This is a genomic window from Streptomyces sp. DSM 116795 (genome assembly GCF_055792905.1).
This window is the reverse complement of sequence record NZ_CM147707.1, coordinates 6,417,082-6,435,575: the sequence shown is the minus strand read 5'-3', so window position 1 is coordinate 6,435,575 and position 18,494 is coordinate 6,417,082. Positions and strand designations below refer to the sequence as shown.

The following is an 18,494-nucleotide window of genomic DNA, read 5'->3' as shown; positions in this document are numbered from 1 at the left end:
GGTCGGCGGCCCCGCGCTGCCTCCTCACCCACACCGGCGGGCTCACAGATCACCGGTCAGCCACGCCGGTAACTGAACGACCGCGTACCCTCCCAGGCCTTCTTCTTGATGCGGTATCCATGCGCCTTTTCTTCGGCGAGGTGACCAGGTCCGATGTCGACCACGTCGGCACGGCGCCAGACACCGTCGATCTTCTGGTCCACGAAGTAGGTGAACTCGTTGAAGTCTTTGGTCGAGGCTTCGAACGTGTTCCTGATGGTGAGAATTCTCCTGCCCTTGGTGGATGACTTCGACAGCTCGACGGTCTGATCCGCCCAGATGGTGAGGGCTCTCTCCAAAGGCGCCCACGACCCGGCCCTTTCGCCGTTCACGGAGATCGACGCGCTCTGCCCTGAGACGCTGGAATCGAGGCGCCGCGTCAGCCGCACGCCGGCATTGGCCGGATCGACCTTCACCGTGAACTGGCTCCATCCGCCGGGCCCGAATGCGCGGCCGTCGTCGGTGACGATGCGCTTGGCGGACGCCGACGGCTTGGCGGGCGCCGACGGCTTGGCGGACTCGGGGGGAATGAGGAACATCGCCACGGCCACAACGGCAACCAGAGATGCCGCGAGCCCGGTGAGCAGGAAGGCTCGGCGCGGAGACCTGCGGTCGGAGCCGGAGCCCGCGGAGGCGGTGCCCGCGGAGCCGGAGTCCGCGGAGGCGGATTCCGCGGAGGCGGGGTCCACCGTGGTCTGCCCGTGCAGCGGCCGGTCCGATTCCTCGGCCTCCGAGGCCGGGGCGCCCGTGGACTCGGGCTCGGACTCCGACTTCGTGGAGGCGATCATGTCCATCACGGCAGGAGGAAGCCAGTCGGCACTCGGCCAGGGACCGGCGAGCCGGGCGAGGACGTCGGCCAGCGGAGGCCGGGCGGCCGGGTCCTTTGCCAGACAGGCGACGATCAAGTCGCGATGCTCGCGCTCCACAACGATGTCGCGCAGATCGGGCGGTTCGCTCGTGATGCGATGAAGGATGGCGGCGATCGTCTCGCCGTCGAAAGGACTGTGACCCGTGGCCGCGAATCCCAGGACCGCGCCAAGGGCGAACACGTCGCTGGCGGCTTCGGGCGGATGCCCGTTCACCTGTTCCGGGGACATGTAGGCGTAGGTTCCCAGGACGGCGCCGGTCACGGTCATCCGGCTTGCATCCTGCGTGCTGGCGATACCGAAGTCGATGATTCTGGGACCGTCGGCGGCCAGGATCACGTTGCCGGGTTTGAGATCTCGATGCACCAGGCCGCATGCGTGGATGGCGGCCAACCCCTCGGCGAGCCCGGCCCCCAGAGTCCGTACGGCCTGCGTGCCGAGGGGACCGTGTCCGGTAACGGCGCCGTGCAGGGAAGGGCCGGGGATGTACGCGGTGGCCATCCACGGTGGATCGGCATCGGGATCGGCGTCGATGACCAATGTGGTGTGGAATCCCCCGACCCTGCGGGCGGCCTCGACCTCGCGGGCGAACCGGGCGCGGAACCGCTCACGGTGAGCGTATTCGTACCGGATCAGCTTCACCGCGACCGGACGTCCCCCCGGGGAACGACCGAAGAACACCTGCCCCATGCCGCCTTCGCCAAGCCGCCCCACCAGCCGGTACTTGCCGACGCGCCTCGGATCGCTGGGCTGCAGCGGATCCACCCAAGCCCCCCACGTTCGATACGAGGACCCAAATACACCATCAACCTCTCAAGAAGGCCAGAGGAGTTGGGGACCGGCTTCGGATATCCGGGGAGGGGCGAAAATGCTCGTACGTTGTCCGGTGACCGGCCGACCGGCCCGCAGGGCCCCAGGGCCGCGGCCCGCCCGAGCACCCGAGGCTGCGGCCATCGGCGTCGACCACCACGAGGCGACGAGGACCACCGATGATGCGCAGCGCAGTCCCGGCAACTGCATACCGCCTGATCCAGGTCGTGCTGCTTCCGCTCCCGCTCATCGGTTACGTGCTGTGGGGCAGCAAATTGTTCCTGTACACCCGTAGCTCCGGGGTCTTCCCCACGGTGCTCGCGTCCTTCTACCCCCCCCCAGTGGACGATGCATACGCTGGCCCGCCTACGCCCAGCGTCGCCATCTGGCTGCAAGCAACCAGCACGACGCGTGGCACCTCCTGCCCGGCATCAGCGCACCCACACTGGACGTGCACGGCAGCGACGACCTGCTCACCCCGCCGCCAACGCTCCCCTGCTCGCGAACCGCATCCTCGGCGCCCGGCTTCACATGATCCCCGGAGCGCGGCACGCCTATTTCGATGAGTTCCGCGCCGTCGCAAGCCCGCTCGTTTGGACTTTCTCACCACGGTGCCGGCCGCACCGGTGACGGGGAACGGGCGTTCCCGGTGGCAGGCGGTCGGCCGCCTGATCTATTTCCACGAGCGCACTGATACATCGGAGAAGCCTGAGGACTCGCTACCGGCTCCTGTCCTGAGCCTCGGGATGCGGACGACCTCCGGAGCCGTGGCGGGTTGCCGCCGATCGGCAGCGGTTTTCGCGGGCAGGTGCTTAAGACAGACGAACGGTGAGTGTGGTGTGACGTGAGCACAGTAATCGCGAAGGGGTTGCGGGTCAGTGTCCGCTCGGTGCAGCGGTGGCGGCAGACATGGAGTTCGGGCGGTCCGTGGGCCCCTACGCAGTATGCAATCGGTGGACGAACTCATCTCTTGGACTTCGGGGTTGGCGCCTGACGACCTGTCAATTGACCTAGTGACTACGGCTATTGACGTGCGTTGGCTGGACTCTCTCTCCCTTCCGGTGGCGCGTCACAGCCTGCCGGTGCACGAACGACTACCGTGCGGATGCCGCCGTGGTCCAGGGGATCGGCCGACAAGCGTCACCTCGACGACCAGGGCGGCGTGACCGTCGGCGAAGCTGGACCCGATCGTCAGAGACCACCCTTGGCCAGCGAGTCGACCACGCCTGGCAGCTCGTCCAGCCAGGATTCGTTCCCGTCAGCTAAGACCGCCTTGCGGACCTGGTCAGGAATGTCGAGACTCATACCGCCAACCTGCCGTGATCTGAGCGCATTGGTTCGCCGGATTGCTTCAGGCTGCTGTCTTGAGGGGGCGCCCGCTCCAGCGAATCCCTTCCGTCACTCCGGCCGCAGCGGCGATCTGGGCCACGGTGGTCTGCTCGAACCCCTGACGCTCGAAGAGTTCGAGCGCAATCTCGGACAAGTGCGCTGGCGTCCGCCGGCTCTTGCTCATGGCAGTCCTTTTCCATCACCTCCTGCTGGCCCAGCCACATAATGTTAGAGACACATGCGGTGTATCAGCCTCGCTGAACCTGACGCCGGTCCCTGCCACGAGAAATCCCGCGGACCGCTGCGCGATGACCGACGCCGTCGTCGCGGGTCCGGTATCCGGTCGAGCGTCGGGCCCCGCCGCGCGGATGTCGCCGGGCGCGCTGGTAGTGGTCGGCTGCAGGACTACCCGGAGTGGTCCTTTACCCGGACCACATCGGGATGACCGAGACGAGCAGCAGCAGCGCAAGGATGGTGTTGAGCACCCGCCAGTGCCGGTCCGTCCGCAGTAGGCGGGCCAGCAGCAGGCCGGCTGTGCACCACAGGGTCAGCGAGAGAGCAGCCGCGAGACCGAAGATGACACCGAGCAGCACCGAAAGCCGCAACGGTCCGTTTGCTGCCGCAGCGAAGGATGCCGCCGCGCCGAGGGTCATGGTCCAGCCCTTCGGATTGAGCCACAGCAGTCCTATGCCGTCGAGGACGCCGTACGCCGCCGGTGCGTCGTCCGCGGAGGACGGCGTCCCGCTCCGGACCGTCCTCCAGGCCAGATACACCAGATACGCCGTTCCGGCGATTGCCAGGATCAGCCGCAGCGAGGGTACGGCGAGGAGTACGCCGCCAAGTCCCGCTGCTGCCACGGCCGCCAGTGTCGAAAGCCCTATGGCCACTCCGGCGATGAGCGGCACGGAGCGGCGGAAGCCGAACCGTGCCCCGGATGCCGTCGCCAGCGCCGTGGCGCCTCCGGGTGTCACGGTCGCCACCAGGGCGAACAGCAGCGGCGGGGCAATCGCGTCCGCGTTCACGTCGCCGCGTCCAGCAGGTGGCCGGCTACTACCTCCGCGGCCCGGTCCGCGTCTGTGGCTGTGTTGTTGAGGTGGAAGGCCAGGCGCAGTCGGCCTGCGCGGACGCTGCCCACGACGGCTGCCCGCTCCAACTCACCGAGCGTGTCCGGCTCGACGGCCGCGCTGACGATCGCGGAGTCGCCGGGAGGCAGCCCCACGGCTGCCCGGAAACGGTTCGCCAGGCTCAGAGCGTGCTCGTGCAGTACAGCAGTACCGACCCCAGCGAGCAGATGCAGTGCCGGCGCCTGTGCGACCCAGGAGTGCCAGGCCGGAGACAGGTCGAAGCGGCGTGCGTCTTCCGCCAATCGCAGCGGACCGCCGTAGAGGCTGTCCCAGCGCTCCTCACCGGCGTACCAGCCGGCGGCATGCGGGACGAGCTCTTCGGTGAATTCGGACCGCACCGTGAAGAAGCATGTCCCCCGCGGAGCCAGCAGCCACTTGTATCCACTGCACGTGGTGTAGGCGAACCGGTCCACATCCACGGGAAGCCAGCCGGTCGCCTGCGTCGTGTCCAGCAGAACCCGGGTGCCCGTCCCCTCGCACACAGCGGTCAGTGCGTCGAGGCCGGCGAGGCGCCCGTCCGCGGACTGCACAGCCGAGACGGCAACCAGCGCGGTGCGGGGTGTCACTGCTTCGGCCAGCCGCTCCAGGGGGACCTCCCGTACCTGGATACCGCGGCGGGCCTGAGCATGGAACGGGAAGACGAGGCTGGTGAACTCCCCTGCCGCGGTAAGGACTTCGCTCCCTTCAGGCAGGGACGCCGCGACCAGTCCGGCGAATGCGCTGACCTGGCTGCCCACTGCCACACGGTCTGCATCCACTCCAACCAGACCGGCGTACGCCGTTCGGGACGATTCGAGCGGCGCATCATATGCCGGCGGGGTCGCAGCCCCCTTGCGCCACTCCGTCAGCGCCCGCCGCAGAGCGTTCAGGGAGCGCCGCGGGGGCAGTCCCAGAGAAGCGGTGTTGAGGTAGGTGACATCCGGATCGAATTCCGCCTGCGCGACGGCCAGCCGGGACCACCCTGCTGGGCCTTCCGCGTCCCGGGCGGTTGCGTGCTTCTGCATGGCTTCAGCGTGTGCCCCCGGCCGCCTGTGCGGAAGTGCGACCTCGTGACGAGCAGACCCAAGCTGTGCTTGGGTGTCAGCCATGGACGGCGAACGGATACCGCAGAACAGCATGGGCGAGCTCCTCGACCCGCGCCGGATGCTGGTATTCGCCGAAGTGGCACGCACCGGCTCCCTGGCCGCCGCCGCGCACTTGCTGGGCTGGACACAACCGGCCGTCGCCCAGCACGTCAGACGACTCGAACGCGACGCTGGCTGCCCGCTTGTCGTCCGCAACTCCCGGGGCGTCACGCTCACCGAGGCAGGGCAGTCCCTCGCGGCGCACGCCGAGGCGCTGGTGGTCCGGCTGCGCGCGGCCCGGGCGGACCTGGACGCACTGAACGATCTGCGCGCCGGACGCGTACGTCTCGCGGCCTTCCCTTCCGCCTGTGCCACCGTCGTCCCGGCCGCCCTCGCCCTGCTGCACGAACGCACACCCGGCCTGGACGTCCGCCTCACCGAGGCGGCTCCGTCCGAAGCCCGGCGGCTGCTGGCAGCCGGGGACATCGACCTCGCGGTCACCTTCGACTACGACAACGTGCCCGTCAACGCATCGGATGAGAGGGCGATTCCGCTCTTCGACGATCCGATACGACTCGTGGTACCCACCGGGCACCCTCTCGCGGAGCACCCGGATGCAGACCTCGCCGACGCCCGCGACCAGCGCTGGATCGCCGGCTGTCCGAGCTGCCTCGCGCACCTGAGGACCGCGGCCGCCGGATGCGGCTTCCTGCCTGACGTCCGCCACAGCACCGACGACTACGTCGTGACCCAGACCCTCGTCTCCACCGGACTCGGCGTCGCTCTGCTGCCCGCTCTCGCGCTCGAAGCCGCCCGTGACCCCGCGGTCACGGCGATCGGGATCCGCGCGCACAGCCCGCGGCGAATCTCACTCATCGGTTCAGCCGACGTTCCCCCGAGCCGTGCCACCGCCGCGGTCTCGAGCGCGATCTGCACAGTCACCGAGCACCGGCTCTGACACTTTCCCCAGCAGTGACTGGATTCGTCAGGAAGCGTTCGAGAGCCGGGCGGCCACGGATGCGAGTCCCCGCCGGACAGGGGCAGTTGGTGGCGGTGCTGGCGGGTGACGAAGCCGCCGTGGAGATCGTGCGGCCCCTGGTCGCCCCCATGTGCCGTGAGACGTTCTCTCCGACGCCGCCGGGGAAGTGGTCGAGACCGGCGAGGGCGTCACACGGTTCCGTGCCGGAGACAGGGTCGTCAACATCTTCAACCCCCGATGGTTCGGAGGCCCGTACCCGGGGACGGCCGCGCACGAGTACGGCACCGCCCAGGATGGATGGCTCGCCGAGTACAAGGCCGTCTCGGAGGAAGCGGTGGCCGCCATACCGCGTGGGCTGTCTTTCGAGCAGGCGTCCACCCTTCCCTGCGCCGCCGTGACCGCGTGGACCGCCCTGACCGGCCCCCGTCCGGTCACCCCGGCCGACACCGTCCTCACCCAGGGCTCTGGCGGCGTGTCACTGTTCGCCGTCCAGCTGGCCAAGGTCGTCGGGGCACGGGTCATTGCCACCACCTCGGCCCCGCACAAGGCGGAACTGCTTCGCACCCTGGGCGCGGACGACGTCATCGACTACCACCAAACACCTCAATGGGGTGACGCCGTGCGAGCGTTGAGCGGCGGGCGCGGAGTGGATCGGATCATTGAGGTCGGTGGAGCGTCCACCTTCGCGGAGTCCCTGCGGGCGGGGAGCGACGCCGCCGAGATCGATGCCATCGGGTTCCTGGGCACCCAAGGCTGGAACGTCGACTTCATGGGCTTGTTCAACGGCGGATTCGAGACCCTGCGCAGGATTCGTGTCGGCAGCCGCCAGGACACCGAGAGCCTGCTACGCACACTCGAGCGGCATCCCGTCGCACCTGTCATTGACAGCGTTCATCCCCTTCACCACGCCGTGGATGCCTGGCGTCACCTCGACAGTCGGAAGAATCTCGGCAAGGTGGTCATCACCTTCCCTTCCTGAGTCGCTCGGTGCAGCCGGCAGCGGACCTGTAGTACCGAGTAGTACCGACGGCGCCTCCGACGCCACGCCTGTTAGCATCATTGGGCAGTTGTCCAAGGCGATTGTCCAACGTTTGGGACGGAAGGACTTCCCATGCCTTACGGCTACAGGCGCTTCGCTTCCCGCAGGCGCGAGGAACTCCATGCGGACGGTCGCCTCCTCGCAACGCGTGCCGGAACCGTCGAGTGCGCCGAGCTTGGACCGGCCTCGGGTCTGCCGGTCCTGTTCTTCCCGGGCGGTCATGCCGGCCACGACCAGACCCGTCTTCTCTCCCGCCTGGCCGCATCCGGGTGCCGCGTCATCGGCTGGTCACGACCGGGGTACCTGCGCACCCCGTTGACGGTCGGAAGCACCTTCGCCGCACAGGCCGACGCCGCCGCCGCACTGCTGGACGAGCTCGGCGTGCCCCGGGCAGTGGCCTACGGGATCAGCGGTGGCGGCCCCATGGCCATCGAGTTCGCGCGCAGACATCCGGACATGACGCGACGGCTGGTGCTGGAGTCGGCTGTCAGCAAGCGCTACGCACCCGCGATCTCGCCGCTCGCCCGGACGCTGTTCCTCACACCGCGCGGTACGTGGCTGACCACTGTGTTCGCGCGCCGCTGGCCACGTGCGTACACGAGTGAGTTCGTGCGCCAGGAGTCGACCCTGGACCTCCGGAGCAGGCGCCGGGTCGTCGAGTGGATACTGGCCGACAGCGGTCGCCGGGAGTTTCTGCAATCCGTCACGGATCTCATCACCCCGTACGAGGACCGTGCCGTCGGCTCGGACAACGACCTGCGGCTGTGGGCCGCGCTCGACGATTCGCTCACCGCCGGCGTCCACTGCCCGACCCTGGTGCTGCACGGAAGCCACGACGGGGACGTCGACCCCGCCCACGCACACCACTCGGCGTCCACCATCCCGAATGCGCAGCTCCACATCGTCGAAGAGGGCTGGCATCTACTGCCGCTGTCGCTGAATGGCGAATCCGCCTACAAAACAACATGCACGTTCCTCGGCCTCGACGACGCCGACCGACGGGGACGACCGGATCACTGGACGCAGCCCTGAAGGTTCCCCGCCAGATCAGCCGGCAGGAGCCCGGCACCACCCATACGGGCCGCGGGCGAAGGCGCAGCCGCTTGCCGTCGAACTCGGAACGGGCCGTTGATCGCCCAGCGTTGTATCTGATCGCCAGGGCATCGTTCCCACGACTCCGGGACCAAGTGCTCGTAGATGTCGACCGTGGTGCTGATCGACTTGTGGCCGAGCCAGCGAGACCTCGTGGACCGGGATGTCGGCGGGATGTCGGCCGCCAGGCGCTCGAGGCGGAAAGCACGCATGTGACGGCGGCGCCGGACGGAGGAGGGCTTCGAGGCCGGTCCCGCCGTAGCACCGGGGAAGGCCCGGCTTTCGGCGAGGCAGTCTGCCAACTCGGCGGCGAATCCGGTCAGTCCGTGAGATCGACCCTGATCGTCAGCAGGTGCGTGCCGAGTGCCCGCACCGCCGTGCTGTTGAAACGCGACAGCGTCCGCAGCCGTGCACGGGAGTCGTCACCCGGGATGAGATGAGCCGTGCCCCGGTGCCAGCGTCCCTTTACGCGGACGCGGACACGCGGGTCCGCCTTGATGTTCCGCACGTACTGGGACTTCTCGCCGTACTCCGAGACGAACCAGAACTCCCGGCCCACGCGCCGCCCGCCGATGGGCGTCCGCCGGGGCAGTCCGGAACTCCGGCCGGTGGTCTCCAGAAGATCCTGGGTCGGCAGACGGACCGTCAGTGGGTTGACGATCCTTCGCTGGAACGACGTGACGACCCGGTGCTTGATCTCGTTGTGGCGTGCCATGTGTCGCTCCCGTCTGCCGCCGTCGCCGTTCCCTGACCTCGGATTCAGGTGATCAGGGGTACACCGCGCGATCCTATGATCCGCTGCTGGGGGCACATCAGCGGCCCAAGCCCCCTGTCTCGTGAGATATCTGACGTGCCCTGAGATCGGGCCACGAGGGCTTGATCAGGCTGCGCCGTCGACCTTCGACGACTTCAGGCCTGTCTGGTGGGCCAGTGCGATGACGGCCTGGTCGAACATCTCGTCAGGTGCCTCGACCACTCGCTGGAAGTGGCCGAACACCTCGAAGCTGATAAGTCCGAAGAGCTGCGCCCAGGCAGTGACGACCCAGGGCACCACGTCCTCCGGGACCGCACGGTCCGATTCCCGGGTGAGCTCCAGGATGTCGGAGTTCAGTACCGTGGCAGGAGGCACCCCCTGGGCGGGCGCCTTCAGCGCGCCGGTAGCCAGGGCGGACTCGGCCAGCGACAACAACACCAGTGCCACACGGGAGGCCGGCTTCACGGTTTCCTGGGGTGCGCGGTAGTCGGGGACGGGCGCGCCGTAGATCAGCGTGTACTCGTGCGGATGACCGAGTGCCCAGCGGCGGACGGCCCGGCACACGGCCACCCACTCCTGCATGAGATCGGTGCTGCCGCTGTCCTTCAACGCCGTCTCCGCGGCTTGGCCCACCGCTTCGAACGCGTCGATGATGAGCGCCGTGAGCAGATCGTCCCGGCTGGGGAAGTAGCGGTAGAGGGCGGAGGGAACCATCCCCAGCTCACGTGCGACTGCGCGCAGCGAGAGCCTGGCGGCTCCGTCGGCGGCGAGCTGCTGCCGTGCCTGGCTCTTGATGGCGCCCGCGATCTCGGCTCGGGCCCGCTCCCTTGCTCCCTTGATGGCTCCCATGTGAGCAGTGTTCCACAGGTCAGTGAACAGTGGCCAGGTACGAGAGCAACACCCTTGTTTTGGAGCAGTGTTCACGGCACACTCGTCTGTGACCACATCGAGACTTTGACTCGTTTTCAGGCCGGGCGTCCGCAGCGTGGCGGACACCTCCCACACTCGCACCCGCCACGCGCAGGCCCCGACCCGCTTGCCGGGCGGTGATCCGATCCCGGGGGCCGAGCACCTCTGGCACGGGCAGTCCCGCGGACACCGGTCCCGAACCGTCCTGGCTCGGCCGACGCGGCCGCGTCACAGAGGCCGAGAGAAAGGAGGCCGCGTGATGATCACTACCGGGCCACCCCGGGGGCGATCAGGCGAACCGCTGCGGTCCGTGTGGTCTTCCTCGCGACCGATCCGGCGCTGCGTCCCGGGCGCACGCGCCGTGAGGCACAGACGCCCCGAAGCGCAATCCGGCGAGTGTATTTCCGGCTCGACCGGCCGGAACCTGGACACAAGACCCGCCGCGCCGCGAAAAGTTGAAGACGCTTCAGTTCCCGGGGGCATTGGCAAACCGCCCCGTACCGTCTCACCAACGGGCACGTGAACGCTTGAACACCCTCGCCCCTGTTTCTGGTTGCTCAAGTGCAAGCATCAGCTGCTGCAGCACCCAATAGGCGGCGTCGGGTTCAGTCGTACGCGTATGAGCCTGAATGGGGAAGGGTGCATCTACTCGATGCAGAATTCATCTGTCGGACACTCAGATCGTTCAGTAGTCGACAGGACCCTCAAGATCTTCGGATGTTTCAATGTCAGGAATTCCGCTCTCACCGTCAGTGAAATCAGTCGTAGATCGGGGTTGCCGGTAGCCACTACCTACCGCCTCGTATCGAAGCTGTTGTCATGGGGAGCGCTGGAACGTGCGGCGGGCAACAAATACAGCATCGGCCTGCGCCTGTGGGAAGTTGCCTCGCTGGCCCCGCGGCACTCGATGTTCCGTACCGCCGCTCTGCCACACATGCTCGAACTGCAAAAGGAAACCAATTCATCGGTCTTCCTGTCGGCACGGGAGGAAGGCGACGGAATCTGGCTGGAGAGCTTCTGGGGTGACGGAGTGCCCTACGACGGCTCATGCATCGTAGGGAACCGGTTCCCGCTGTACGCCTCGGCGTCCGGGCAGGTCCTGCTGGCCCACGCCGACCCCGTGGTCCAACGCGAGCTCTACTCACGCGGCACACGGGCCGTGACGGGGCATACCGTCACCGGCTCGCTCGCCCTCCGCAAACTCGTCAACGACGTGAAGCGACGGGGGTATGCCGTGGACGACACCGAACCGTGCGACGACCTGTCGGGCGTCGCAGCTCCCATTCACGGCACTGACGGAACCGCCGTCGCCTGTGTCGCTCTGTGTGATTCGTCGGCAGGCGGGTCGCCGCAACAGCGTGTGAAGCCCCTGCTGGCAACGACCCGACGTATATCTCAAGAACTCGCGAAGCTGCAGGGGCTGAGGTTCCCTTCGCAGCGCGACGGCTTAGACCGCAGGGGGAGTTGAAGCGAGAGTCACCTCGAAGACGTCCGGTCGGGCCTCGCAGCAGTCGTCAACGACACCGCCGAGGTGCTGGCCGAGCACCGGCCGCCGAGGAGACGGTTCGGCGTGATCATCTCGGACGAGGTGGCGAAGTACAGGGCCACCGTCGACAGTCGCCGGCGCCAACCGTTGACCCCATCTGTGCCCGCATCGCCTCAGATGCGACCCACAGCCGCATTTCCCTTCTCGATACGCGAAGTTGGAGTCATCCCGTGAATACGATCAACCGAACGGTGGTTGTCACCGGACTTGGAGCGACCACTCCGCTGGGCGGCGACACCGCGTCCACTTGGCAGGCGCTGCTCGCCGGCCGCTCCGGCGTCCGGTCGCTGGACCATGAGTGGGCCGAGGACGGCAATGTGCGCATCGCCGCCGAGATCGCGGTGGAGCCCGCCGAACGCATACCTCAGGCCCAGGTACGCAAGCTCGACCGCAGCGCACAGTTCGCCCTGATCGCGGCGCGCGAGGCGTGGGCCGACGCCGGATTCAACGGCCCGGCGGGAACCGAGTCCTCGGCGGATCCCGACCGACTCGGCGCCGTCATCGGGTCCGCCGTCGGCGGCATGGCCTCCGTGCTCGAACAGTACGAGGTCCTGAAGGAACAGGGCGCCCGCAAGGTGTCCCCTCACACCATGCCGATGCTGTTGCCGAACATGCCGTCGGCCAACGTCGGTCTGGACGTCAACGCCCGTGCCGGAGTGCACAGCACCGCCAGTGCCTGCGCCTCCGGCGCCGAGGCCATCGGCTACGGCATAGACATGATCCGTACCGGCCGCGCCGACGTTGTCATCGCGGGCGGGACGGATGCGGCCATCTGCTCCCTCAATCTGGCGTCGTTCAGCAACATGCAGGCCGTTTCCAAGCGCAATGACGACCCGGCCGCGGCGTCCCGTCCGTACGACACCGCCCGCGACGGCTTCGTCATGGCCGAAGGCGCGGGCGTCGTCGTGCTGGAGTCCGCCGAACACGCCGAGCGGCGCGGCGCACGCGTCTACGCGGAGGCGGTCGGCCAAGGTCTGTCCGCCGACAGTCACCACGTCGCCCAGCCGGAGCCGACGGGCCGTGGAATCGCCGCCGCCCTGCAGCACTTGCTGGACACCAACGACCTCAAGCCCACCGAGATCATGCACGTCAACACGCACGCCACCGCAACACCCCTCGGCGACGTCGCCGAGATCAAGGCCATGCGCGATGTCTTCGGTGTCGACGTCGACCACTTCGCCGTATCCGCCACGAAGTCCATGACCGGCCACCTGCTGGGCGGCGCCGGCGGCGTCGAGACCGTGGCCGCCGTTCTCGCCCTGTACCACCGCGCCGCACCGCCCACGATCAATCTCGAAAATCCCGATCCCGAGGTCAACGCCGACATCGTCTGCGGCGAGCCTCGCCCCTTGCCTGTCGGACGCATCGCCGCCCTGAACAACTCCTTCGGCTTCGGCGGCCACAACGTGGTCGTGGGCCTGCGAACGGTCTGAACCCAGCCCCTCTTCGCTGCTCGGGCGGTTGGCGGCAGATCCGCGAGCAGTTGCGGCTCCAGGCAGCCGGACGGTTCGAGGCGGTGACGCGGGCACGGTGAGGAGGCGCGGTGCTCGCGAAGCACTTGCAAGTCTGTGCTCGGCGGTGCAGCGACAGCGATAGCGGCGGACCCGGGCCGAGGGCGGTCCGCGGGCGCTGCGGGCGCAGGACCTGCCTCGCTGCCGCGGCTGAGCGAGGAACAGTTCGCACAGTTGGGCGCGAGTCGGCCAAGGGACCGGCTGCGCACGGCTGGGAGGACCAGGGCCGGACGCTGTCCCGGGTCCAATACCGTGTTCGACCTCACTGGAGGGCAGTTCGTGAGGTTTGTTGCAACACGTGTGAGCCCGGTCTCGGTTCCTACGACTCCACGAGTTAATTCTGAGTGAAACCCAAGACCCGCTTTTCACTGGCTGAGAAAGCGGCTTGTTCTGCATCCGTCTCTCTGGCAAAGCTTCAGGTGTCGGTGTCAGGAAGACGGAACCCGGCAATCGCTACCACACTCGGAAGTGGAGAGCCGTCTTCGCCGCCGGGCTACGGGGATGCGATTCAGAGCCGCTCTCCTGCTGGCACTGAGCCGCTTTTCAGAATCGATGTTGATAGAGGTACCGGACATGGCCCATATGGCCGTCGTCGGCATGTCATGCAGGTTTCCTGGGGCGTCCAACCCCAATGAGTTCTGGAAAATCCTGGAGAACGCCGAACCGCAGTTCGCCGCGGTTCCTGAAAGCCGTTGGGACCACTCCGTCTGGTATCGGCCAGGCGATTTCAGGCAGCCGCACAGCGCCTACACCGACCAAGTCGCCTTTCTCGACGATGTCGACCACTTCGCACCCTCACACTACGGAATTCCACCCCGTCGGGCCCGCACCATGGACCCTCAGGCGAAGCTCTTCACGGACCTCGCCCGGGAAGCGCTGCAGGACGCCGGCTGGGAGCGGGACGGCTTCGACCGGGCCTCGACCGGAGTCTTCGCCGGTGTGACGTCGCTGGACCACCGCGACATCACCTTCTCCCCCGTCACCGAAGATCTCCTCGCAGACGGGTCCACGCACCAGGGCGTCAGCGACCCGGAGCTGCACAAGGCCGGCAACTCCCCGGTGATGCCGTTCAGTTCGTTCACCATTCCCGGAGCCCTGGCCAACATGGTCCCGGCCACGGTCAGCGAGATCCTGGACCTGGGCGGCCCCTCCCTCTCCGTCGACGCCGCCTGCTCCTCGGCGCTCGTCGCCTTGGACACCGCGATCCGCTCGCTGCGCTCCGGCGCCTGCTCGATCGCCGTCGTCGGTGGCGTCTACCTCGGCCTGTCCCCGTCCGGCATGGTCGGCTTCTCCCGCGCCGGGGCGCTGTCCCGCAACGGCGTCTGCCGGCCTTTCGACGAGCGCGCCGACGGGTTCGTCCTGGGGGAGGGCGGCGCGACGCTGGTGCTGCGCCCCCTGGATGACGCCCTGGCGGCGGGCGACCGTGTCTACGCCGTCATCGCCGGTGTGGGCATGGCCAACGACGGCCGCGGCGGCGGTCCGATGACCCCGCAGACCCAGGGCCAGCTCGCCACGCTCCGCGCGGCGTACCGGGACGCCGGGATCGCCCCCGGGGACGTCGATCTGCTGGAGGCCCACGGAACCGGTACGCCGGTCGGCGACCGGACCGAGGTGGAGGCGATGCAGCTGCTGCGTGCCGGCGAGGAAGAGGTCCGGCCGTGCTACGTGTCCTCCTCCAAGGCACTCATCGGCCATACGCTCTCGGGTGCCGGTGCTGCCGGCCTGGTGAAGGCCGCACTCGCGATCCACAAGGGCGTCGTACCGCCGCAGCCCGCGGAGATTCGCGTCAGCAGCGAGCTGGAGCTGGAGGCCGCAGAGCTGCGTATGACCACGCAGCAGAAGCCGTGGCCGCATGACGAGGTGCGCCGGGCGGGCGTCAGCTCGTTCGGCTTCGGCGGTACGAACGTGCATGCCGTCCTGGAGAGCGCGCCAGCCAGTGGCACTCCCGGCCCGGCTACCGGAGGTGAGCCGTCGGCCCGTCCTTCCGCCGAGGAGAGCCAGGACCAGCCCTGGCTCTTCCTGCTGTCCGCCGGGTCGGTTCGGCAACTGGCGCGCCACGCCGAGGAGATCCACCGGTACGTCGCTGACAACGCCGATGCCGCACCCGCCGCCGTGGCCCGCACTCTCGCCTCCCGTACGTTGCTCACCGCACGATTGGCCGTCGTCGCAGCCTCTCGCGAGGAACTTCTGAGCCGCCTCGAACTGGCCGCCCAGCATCTGGCGGAGGGACGGGTCGGCGTGCTGGCCGACGGGGTACACGCGGCCGCCGGACCGCTGCCGGCCGAGGACCGGAAAATAGCCTTCGCCTTTCCCGGCCAGGGCTCCCAGCGCCCCGGCATGCTGGCCGAACTCGTGCGGCGTTTCCCCCTGCTGGCCGAACGCGCCGCCGAACTGGCCGAGTCGACGGCCGGAGTGTCCGACGAACTCGCCCAGGAACTGCCGGACCTGCTGTGGGGCCGGGACCAGGACGACGACGAGGCGCAGTCGGCGATGACGGAGACCGACCGGTGCCAGCCGGCCCTCGGCATCTCCGGCATGAGCATCGCGGAGATGCTGGCCGCCTGCGGAGTGCGACCCGACATCTCTGTCGGGCACAGTGTCGGCGAGTTCCCGGCCGCAGCGGCGGCCGGCGTGCTCGATCCGCGGGATGCGGTCCACTTCCTGGCGCGGCGGGGCTCGGCCCTCGCCGAGGCGGTGACACCCGGCGAGAGCGCCATGCTTGCCGTCCAGGCGCCGATCGCCGAGGCGGAACAACTCGCCACGGCGGTGGAGGATGTGTGGCCCGCTTGCTACAACCACGAGGGCCAGCTCGTCCTCAGCGGTAGCAGCGACGCGGTCGACGCTCTGCGCGAGTACTGCGCTCAGCAAGATGTCACCTCCGCGCGGCTGGAGGTGTCCCACGCATTCCACTCGCCCCTGGTGGCCGCGGCGGACGAGGCGATGGCCCAGATCGTCGAGGAGCTTCCCTTGACGACCCCCACGTGCACCTTCGTCTCCAGCGTCAGCGGCCGGCTGTGCCCGGAACCGCAGGAGGCCAAGCACCTGTGGGAGCGCCACCACATCGAACCCGTGCGGTTCATCGATGCCGTCCGCTCGGTCGCCGAGGGCGGTGCGCGCTTCCTCGTCCAGCTCTACGGCGGTGACAACCTGCTGCAGATGGCCCGCCGTAGCGACGCCGGCGCCGGGCTCGACCTGCTGGCCGTGACGAACGGCAGGGCCGACGGAGGACGGGCCTTCCTCACTGTCCTCGCCCGACTCGCGGTCGCGGGAGTGCCCGTCGAGCCGTCAGTGCTCTTCGACACCGAAGCCGGGCCGCTGCTGTCGCTCCCTCCGTCGCCGCTGGAGACGGAGATCTACAGCGTCCTCACCGGTGCGGGTCGCAAGCCCAAGCCCAAGCCCGAGCCCGTTGGTTCGTCGGTGCCACCCGCCTCGGCCATAGCCGCGCCTTCGCCGGCGACGGCTCACCGTCAGGACGCGGCCTCCGGCCCCCGCGCCGCCCTTCCCTCCCCTGTCCCCACGCATCAGTTTGGAGAGCCGAACATGAGCGGTCTCGTTGAGTTCCTGCACGCGCAAGTCGCGCTGCTCCAGTCCGTCGACCCGGCTGGCCGGGTCGTCCCCACCTCGGACCCTCGCCGTACCGCCGAAGTACCCGCGGGCCGGCCGGTCGAGTCGGCCACGCAGGACTCCGGCGCCGCTCAGCTGACGGCCGCGGGCGCCGTGGCGGCGCCGGGCGCGGCGGAAGCGGCACAAGAGGTGGAAGGCATCGTGCTGTCCGCGATTGCGAACGTCAGCGCGTACTCCGAGGACTTCCTGCGCCCGGAGCACGCCTTCACCACCGATCTCGGCTTCGACTCCCTCATGCTCGGCGAACTCACCGTCCGGCTGCGCAAGCAGTGGCCCGGAATCGAGATCAGCGTTGCCGAGATCATCGATATCAAGAGCGTCGGCTCACTGGTCGAAGCCGTGCAGAGCCGGGTGGGGGCGGAGCGGCCGGCAGCAGTTCCGGCGCAGCGCACGGCGACACCGCCCGCGCCCAACCCGCAGGCCGCCGCCGGTGAGCCGGAACGTACAGCTTTCGACCGCCGGGAGAGCGCCGACGTCCGCCTGTTCCCGGAGGTCGTGGCCTCGCAGGAGCGTACGCGCACCATCGCTTCGGCCAGTACGCACAACCCGTACTTCCTGCAGCATGAGGGCAACATCCGCGACACCACCCGGGTCGGCGACCGAGAGTTGATCTCCTTCTCCAGCTACAACTACCTCGGCCTGTCCGGGCATCCGCAGGTGGCGGACGCCATCCAGGAGGCCGTCGAGCGTTACGGCTCCTCGGTGTCCGCCGCCCGGATCCTGTCCGGCAACCGGCCCCTGCACGAGGAGCTCGACCGGGGCCTGGCCGAACTCGTCGGAGCACAGGACGCGGTGACCCTTGTGAGCGGTCACGCCACCAACGTCACCGTCATCGGCCACTTGATGGGCCCGGAGGATCTCGTCCTCCACGACTCCCTGGCCCACGACAGCATCCTTCAGGGGTGCCGGCAGTCGGGAGCTGCGCGCCAGCCGTTCCCTCACAACGATTTGGCTGCCTTGGACCGGATCCTGAGCGAGGTACGCGACAGGTACCGCCGCGTACTGATCGTGGTCGAGGGCGTCTACAGCATGGACGGCGACACGGCCGACCTGCCCGCTCTGATCACCGTCAAGGAGAAGCACGCCGCCCTGCTGATGATCGACGAGGCGCACAGCATCGGTGTCATGGGCAAGACCGGCGGGGGCATGGCGGAGTTCTCCGGGGTCAACCCCGAAGACGTGGACGTCTGGATGGGCACCCTCTCCAAGTCGTTGGCCAGTTGCGGCGGTTACGTCGCCGGACGACGCGAACTCATCGAGCACTTCCGGTACACGCTCCCCGGATTCGTCTTCAGCGCCGGGCTGCCCCCGGCCTCCACCGCCGCGGCGGTGACTGCGCTGCGACTGATCCGCGAGGAACCGGAGCGCATTGCCCGGCTGCACGACAACGCCGACACGTTCCTGCGGCTCGCGGCCGAGGCAGGGGTGGACGTGGGCACCAGCGAGAACACCCCGATCGTGCCCGCCATCACAGGCGACTCCCTCAAGGCGCTGCAGCTGGCCGACCAGCTCTACGCCCGGGGCGTCAGCGCCAACCCGATCCTCCACCCCGCGGTCGAGGAACGCCTCACACGACTGCGGTTCTTCATCACTTCCGAGCACACCGAGCAGCAGATCCGCACGACGGTCGGGATCCTGGCCGAGGAGCTCGCCAAGCTGTCCTGACCCCGCGGGTGGCGCCTGGACGGAGGCTAAGGGACCCGGTTCCTCGGCTCCGTCCAGGTTTCCCGGTCTGTGTCCGCCTTTGGCAGGGGGCGATGCATGCCCCCGGCCGGCAAGGCGGCCAGGGCGTCCGCCGCCCGGTCAAC

At 68.5% G+C, this 18,494-nt stretch carries 12 protein-coding genes and 3 pseudogenes; 9 read left to right on the top strand and 6 right to left on the bottom strand.

Annotated elements, in window-relative coordinates; all coding sequences use genetic code 11:
• Positions 1-56: 56 nt before the first annotated feature.
• Positions 57-1,670 (bottom strand): serine/threonine-protein kinase, encoded by a 1,614-nt coding sequence (locus ACSMXX_RS27855; protein WP_473181421.1) that lies wholly within the window; start codon positions 1,668-1,670, stop codon positions 57-59.
• Positions 1,671-2,076: 406 nt separating this feature from the next.
• Here ACSMXX_RS27855 and ACSMXX_RS27850 point away from each other — a divergent pair.
• Positions 2,077-2,345, top strand: a pseudogene (locus ACSMXX_RS27850) (alpha/beta fold hydrolase); the annotation flags it as partial.
• Positions 2,346-3,066: 721 nt separating this feature from the next.
• Here the strand turns inward: ACSMXX_RS27850 and ACSMXX_RS27845 are convergent.
• The 3 genes from ACSMXX_RS27845 to ACSMXX_RS27835 all read right to left on the bottom strand — a co-directional run bounded on the left by ACSMXX_RS27845 (position 3,067) and on the right by ACSMXX_RS27835 (position 5,172).
• Positions 3,067-3,228, bottom strand: a complete 162-nt coding sequence (locus tag ACSMXX_RS27845; RefSeq protein WP_473181420.1) for a TetR/AcrR family transcriptional regulator — start codon at positions 3,226-3,228, stop codon at positions 3,067-3,069.
• A 238-nt stretch (positions 3,229-3,466) separates the two neighbouring features.
• Positions 3,467-4,066, bottom strand: a complete 600-nt coding sequence (locus ACSMXX_RS27840) for a LysE family translocator (RefSeq protein WP_473181419.1) — start codon at positions 4,064-4,066, stop codon at positions 3,467-3,469.
• Positions 4,063-5,172: an aminotransferase class V-fold PLP-dependent enzyme gene (locus ACSMXX_RS27835; RefSeq protein ID WP_473181418.1), complete on the bottom strand. Its 1,110-nt coding sequence runs from the start codon at positions 5,170-5,172 to the stop codon at positions 4,063-4,065. The genes ACSMXX_RS27840 and ACSMXX_RS27835 overlap by 4 nt, the downstream gene beginning before the upstream one ends.
• Before the next feature lie 82 nt (positions 5,173-5,254).
• On the opposite strand from ACSMXX_RS27835, the gene ACSMXX_RS27830 reads away from it, so the two are divergent.
• From ACSMXX_RS27830 to ACSMXX_RS27815, 4 genes and pseudogenes are all read left to right on the top strand, one after another.
• Positions 5,255-6,190 (top strand): LysR family transcriptional regulator, encoded by a 936-nt coding sequence (locus ACSMXX_RS27830; RefSeq protein ID WP_473185013.1) that lies wholly within the window; start codon positions 5,255-5,257, stop codon positions 6,188-6,190.
• Positions 6,191-6,377: 187 nt separating this feature from the next.
• Positions 6,378-6,500, top strand: a pseudogene (locus ACSMXX_RS27825) (NAD(P)-dependent alcohol dehydrogenase); the annotation flags it as partial.
• A 45-nt stretch (positions 6,501-6,545) separates the two neighbouring features.
• A complete protein-coding gene (locus tag ACSMXX_RS27820; RefSeq protein ID WP_473185012.1) occupies positions 6,546-7,190 on the top strand; it encodes a zinc-dependent alcohol dehydrogenase family protein in 645 nt (214 codons plus the stop codon).
• Between the two features lie 132 nt (positions 7,191-7,322).
• A complete protein-coding gene (locus tag ACSMXX_RS27815; protein WP_473181417.1) occupies positions 7,323-8,282 on the top strand; it encodes an alpha/beta fold hydrolase in 960 nt (319 codons plus the stop codon).
• A gap of 379 nt (positions 8,283-8,661) precedes the next feature.
• Here the strand turns inward: ACSMXX_RS27815 and ACSMXX_RS27810 are convergent, their stop codons facing one another.
• Positions 8,662-9,057 carry a nitroreductase/quinone reductase family protein gene (locus ACSMXX_RS27810; RefSeq protein WP_473181416.1) on the bottom strand — a complete coding sequence of 132 codons (396 nt, stop codon included), beginning with the start codon at positions 9,055-9,057 and terminating at the stop codon, positions 8,662-8,664.
• 165 nt (positions 9,058-9,222) lie between these two features.
• Entirely contained in the window at positions 9,223-9,945 is a 723-nt protein-coding gene (locus ACSMXX_RS27805; protein ID WP_473181415.1) for a TetR/AcrR family transcriptional regulator, read from the bottom strand.
• Between the two features lie 712 nt (positions 9,946-10,657).
• On the opposite strand from ACSMXX_RS27805, the gene ACSMXX_RS27800 reads away from it, so the two are divergent.
• From ACSMXX_RS27800 to ACSMXX_RS27785, 4 genes and pseudogenes are all read left to right on the top strand, one after another.
• Positions 10,658-11,473: an IclR family transcriptional regulator gene (locus tag ACSMXX_RS27800; protein ID WP_473181414.1), complete on the top strand. Its 816-nt coding sequence runs from the start codon at positions 10,658-10,660 to the stop codon at positions 11,471-11,473.
• A 248-nt stretch (positions 11,474-11,721) separates the two neighbouring features.
• Positions 11,722-12,984 (top strand): beta-ketoacyl-[acyl-carrier-protein] synthase family protein, encoded by a 1,263-nt coding sequence (locus ACSMXX_RS27795; RefSeq protein WP_473181413.1) that lies wholly within the window; start codon positions 11,722-11,724, stop codon positions 12,982-12,984.
• A 169-nt stretch (positions 12,985-13,153) separates the two neighbouring features.
• Positions 13,154-13,310, top strand: a pseudogene (locus ACSMXX_RS27790) (IS630 family transposase); the annotation flags it as partial.
• 325 nt (positions 13,311-13,635) lie between these two features.
• A complete protein-coding gene (locus tag ACSMXX_RS27785) occupies positions 13,636-18,351 on the top strand; it encodes an aminotransferase class I/II-fold pyridoxal phosphate-dependent enzyme (protein ID WP_473181412.1) in 4,716 nt (1,571 codons plus the stop codon).
• Positions 18,352-18,494 lie beyond the last annotated feature (143 nt).